At 44.2% G+C, this 3,834-nt stretch carries 7 protein-coding genes; all 7 read right to left on the bottom strand.

The features are described 5' to 3' along the window. Positions 1-166: 166 nt before the first annotated feature. A complete protein-coding gene (locus tag ACTHUE_RS12620) occupies positions 167-478 on the bottom strand; it encodes a hypothetical protein (protein ID WP_070461277.1) in 312 nt (103 codons plus the stop codon). A 15-nt stretch (positions 479-493) separates the two neighbouring features. Beyond that, complete coding sequence (locus tag ACTHUE_RS12615; protein WP_070461278.1) at positions 494-736, bottom strand: hypothetical protein; 243 nt, start codon at positions 734-736, stop codon at positions 494-496. A gap of 236 nt (positions 737-972) precedes the next feature. After that, complete coding sequence (locus ACTHUE_RS12610; protein ID WP_070461279.1) at positions 973-1,176, bottom strand: hypothetical protein; 204 nt, start codon at positions 1,174-1,176, stop codon at positions 973-975. A gap of 17 nt (positions 1,177-1,193) precedes the next feature. After that, positions 1,194-1,505 (bottom strand): hypothetical protein, encoded by a 312-nt coding sequence (locus tag ACTHUE_RS12605; RefSeq protein ID WP_070461280.1) that lies wholly within the window; start codon positions 1,503-1,505, stop codon positions 1,194-1,196. A 21-nt stretch (positions 1,506-1,526) separates the two neighbouring features. Then, positions 1,527-2,867, bottom strand: coding sequence for a replication initiation factor domain-containing protein (locus ACTHUE_RS12600; RefSeq protein WP_070461281.1), 1,341 nt, complete (start codon positions 2,865-2,867; stop codon positions 1,527-1,529). Continuing rightward, positions 2,864-3,082 carry a hypothetical protein gene (locus ACTHUE_RS12595; protein ID WP_070461282.1) on the bottom strand — a complete coding sequence of 73 codons (219 nt, stop codon included), beginning with the start codon at positions 3,080-3,082 and terminating at the stop codon, positions 2,864-2,866. Before ACTHUE_RS12595 ends, ACTHUE_RS12600 begins: the two co-directional genes overlap by 4 nt. Positions 3,083-3,496: 414 nt before the next feature. Continuing rightward, the coding region (rplQ, locus tag ACTHUE_RS12590; RefSeq protein ID WP_440402876.1) for a 50S ribosomal protein L17 at positions 3,497-3,834 on the bottom strand (338 nt) is incomplete at its 5' end.

Below are 3,834 nucleotides of genomic sequence, written 5' to 3'. Positions count from 1 at the left end.
ATCTAATTCAAATTCAGTTATATAGAAAAAATCCTTTTCATTCTTTTCTAACATAATCCTAACTTTCGTAACGGTTACAGAAAGTCGGGATTATACCCTTTTTGAATATCAAAAAAATATCAGCGATGCCAAACAGACCGCGCCGAATCCGTATAAAAACCAAAAGTCAATCATCTCCACCCCCTTTATTCTCCGTAACTGATTCAATCAACCGTTTTATCATCCTGATACCGAATACAAGCACCAATAAGACTATGAACGGCGCGCCGACCAATACGCCGAATTGTATTTGTTCTGCTATGTCACATTGCGGAAAACTCAAATTGATTTTCTGCTCGTTCAAATACCAGTCTTTGCCGTTTTTGTAAGGTCGGACAAATTTGCCATCCGCCGTTACGGTAGGTAGGACTTGAGACAACACATAATCATGCGCTTCTTCGTTCGATAAAAAGCATTGCAATCCGACGCGATACCCCATGTCCTACCCTTTCAGTTATTTAGCCGTTTTAACCATGCTAAAGGCCATGCGAAAGCCTTGCATCAACACGATAACCGACAAAACGGCAGCACCAATCGCAGATACCATTACGGCAAATTTTGCAATTTCTGCAGCAGCAGTAGTACCAATACCGGACAAATCGACGCCTTCGGCAGCAGCCAGGGCGGAAGCGGTTGTCAGGGCTGTTGCAGCAATAACTTTATTGCCATATTTTTTTGCTACGTTTAAAAGTTTCATAGCGTTTTCCTTTCAATAAAGGTTTATAAAAAAGTGATGCGGTTGTTTTTAGACTGACCGCAAGTCTTTTAACCGTACAGGTACCAAACCGATACAATTAAAACCAGTAGGAAAAAAACCAACCCAACCAAACTTAATTTAAATGATAGGGGTAATTTATTTCTGTTCATAATTATTCCTTGATTGTTGCGGGCTATGTGAAGGTTTGACAGACCGCCCGCCGAGCCTGTTAACTTTTATTCTTCTCTGATATAGAAGCTGAAAACCTGAAAATGTCCGCCAATCTCTTCTAATCCGGCATTGAATGCGTCTTCATAGCTTTCATACTGTCCGGCTTCTTTCAGATTTTGGGTAAATCCGATGTCGCCAAACTGATCGGGGCAGATGAATTCATAGTTTTCCAGTTCCTGAACGATAAATTTTTGCTGATACCTGCTCATATTTCGGCCTTTCTGCCTTAGGCTTTGGGCGCCACGCCTTTCACTTCAAAATCAAGCAGCTTGGGTACTAAGCCTTTGCCGGTAGATTCCATTGAGACGGTTACATTTACGGAACAGGGGAATTTGAGGTTTTTCAGCCGATCGAAATTGTGGCTTTCGCCAAATTTCATGCTGGCAGCGGTAAAGCCTACGCTATTGCCGTTGGCGGGCATGGGGCTGGCGACAAGTACGGTACAGGTGTCGATTTTGTTGCCGTCAATCTCGCCTTTAAACTGTTTAGCGCCCAGGAGCGTGGCGGGGTATGTGGTTACTTGTACTTGATCAAACATGGTTATAGCCTTTCTTTGGTTTTATAAATATTTCCAGTCTTCTAACTGATCTGATATTTGATACTGCTCTTTGTCAAAATCGCGCTCATGCTGTTTCTGCATGTCTTGCGGATACTCGTATTGCACTGCCTGATTTAATTCAAAATCTAAGACTTCGATATTCAGGTCGTTTATGGCTTTTTGCTCTTCATGGATATAAAAAGCGCTGGCTGTGCTGCTGTCGTACTCTTCTGGCTGGAGACCTTTGGGATAGCCTTCAATGCCTTTAGTCAAATCTTTGACGATTTCTTCAGCCGACCAACCGATATCTTTTAAAAAATTGACCCATTTGCCGACTTGCTGCCTTGCGTAAAATTGTTTGTGTTCAAACGTGAGATTGACCTCTTTAACCGTTGAATCCATGCGCTTGGCTTCGCATTTGAATATCTGTTCACAGACGGGATACGCTCCGCCAAGATACGCACCGGCGTGAATCAATATGTCTAATGGTACTTCTATATCTCCGTTTCTGAACTCTGTTTCAAATCGAACCCAAGGGCTTGATTTATCGCCTAACTGCTTGCCTTTTTCATAAATCCGGGTGTATTTGGCGTTGCCGCGTTTGCCGATATAGAAGCTTTTGCCGCTGCCATCTTCGTGTCTCCAAGAAACGCCTTTACATTCGCTTTTCGGGCGGACGTTGTGGCAGTCAAAAAGGCCGTTATCGTGACCGGTTAAAGCCTGCTCGGGCGTGTACTCTCCATTGAAAAAATCATGTGCTACGTCAACCCTTGTTATTTTTGGCCGGACACACTTTTGCAGAAATTCATAAAGCCTGTTTTCCCAACCGGGTTTAGCTGCGGTGCATCCGGTGCCGTTCAACTCTACAAGTATTGTTTCTCTTTGGCCGCCGTAGTGAACTTTGCCGTACTCAACGTTTTTCGGGCCGAGCTGATAACAGGATTGATAGAAGAATTTGCCTTTGTAAGGCAGTTTGGCACTGATGCCGAAGCCTAGAATCTCTTGCAGCAGTTCGCTGTACTTTGTGAGGTACTCTGCGTCTGTTACATAGGCTTTTTGGGTTACTTTGGGTATGGATTCCTCATGTATCGTAAATGTGATCTGGTCGATGAATGCGCCGTCTTCCCTACCGCGTCTTAGCGGAATTTCTATCAAACGGCCTTTTCCGTCGGTTACGTATTGGGAAAAATATTCAAATTCGACTTGATCGGTTTTTTCGGTTTGCTCCCCACTTTGTGGATTAGGTTTTTTTTGCTCCCCCCCTATTAGCCTAGGGGGGGCATTCAACGGCGTGGCCGTTTGCGGCGCGCAAGGCGCGCCCCCACACGCCCCCGCCGTTTCTGCTCTCTCTTCGGCTCTCATGCGTCTGCCTCCCATTGGTTCAAAATAGAACGGACAGCAAGACGGCCATACTCTTCAGCCTGTTTTTCTGTTTTATATTTTTGTTTGGGATTTGTAATAGGAAATGAAACGGTTTCTACAAGCTCATCATCTTTGAAAACGCGGACGATAACGGCTCTTTGTTCTTCAAAACTGTAAAAACTATCTGAATTGACTGTATAAAATGCGATGCACATAAGAAAGCCCCTTCACTGGCTAGAGTTAAAGGGGCTTAAAGTTCTATAAGAAGTGTAAAAAATTGCGCCCCTCGATGGAGCGAAATATATAAGGGAGCTACAACCCGTTTAATCCGTACAAGGAAAAACGAATTATTGTAGCACTGCGAAATGAGAAAGGGAGCTACAACTGATAAAAGAGGCTGCCAACAATATGCCGCATTGTAGCACTGCGAAATGAGAAAGGGAGCTACAACTCTGAAGACGAAGAGGAAGCCCTTAAAGCCATTGTAGCACTGCGAAATGAGAAAGGGAGCTACAACTCTGAGACACAACATAATCAGTCGCTGTTTATTGTAGCACTGCGAAATGAGAAAGGGGCCATCCAAATAAAAAAGCACCACCTAAACAGGTAGTGCTTTCATATTAATGTGCTTATTCAGCAGAATCAGCTGCTTTATCAACCAATTCAACCAATGCCAAAGGAGCATTGTCGCCTTTACGGAAACCGTATTTCAGTACACGAACATAGCCGCCGTTACGAGCAGCAAAGCGTGGACCCAATTCGTCAAACAATTTAACTACAACATCACGATCGCGAGTGCGGTCAAAAGCCAAACGACGGTTTGCCAAAGAAGGTTTTTTGCCCAAGGTAATCAAGGGCTCAACTACGCGGCGCAATTCTTTTGCTTTAGGCAAAGTTGTCACGATGGTTTCGTGAGTCAACAAGGAATTCGCCATATTGCGCAGCATCGCAGCACGGTGGCTGCTAG

Source organism: Neisseria sp. P0021.S005 (assembly GCF_051956955.1).
This window is presented reverse-complemented; position numbering and strand designations above follow the sequence as displayed.

Excerpts from the sequence above, each read along its gene's own strand:
- ACTHUE_RS12595 (WP_070461282.1), bottom strand. The coding sequence starts at position 3,082 with ATGTGCATCGCATTTTATACAGTCAATTCAGATAGTTTTTACAGTTTT.
- ACTHUE_RS12620 (WP_070461277.1), bottom strand. The coding sequence starts at position 478 with ATGGGGTATCGCGTCGGATTGCAATGCTTTTTATCGAACGAAGAAGCG.
- ACTHUE_RS12600 (WP_070461281.1), bottom strand. The coding sequence starts at position 2,867 with ATGAGAGCCGAAGAGAGAGCAGAAACGGCGGGGGCGTGTGGGGGCGCG.
- ACTHUE_RS12610 (WP_070461279.1), bottom strand. The coding sequence starts at position 1,176 with ATGAGCAGGTATCAGCAAAAATTTATCGTTCAGGAACTGGAAAACTAT.
- ACTHUE_RS12615 (WP_070461278.1), bottom strand. The coding sequence starts at position 736 with ATGAAACTTTTAAACGTAGCAAAAAAATATGGCAATAAAGTTATTGCT.
- ACTHUE_RS12605 (WP_070461280.1), bottom strand. The coding sequence starts at position 1,505 with ATGTTTGATCAAGTACAAGTAACCACATACCCCGCCACGCTCCTGGGC.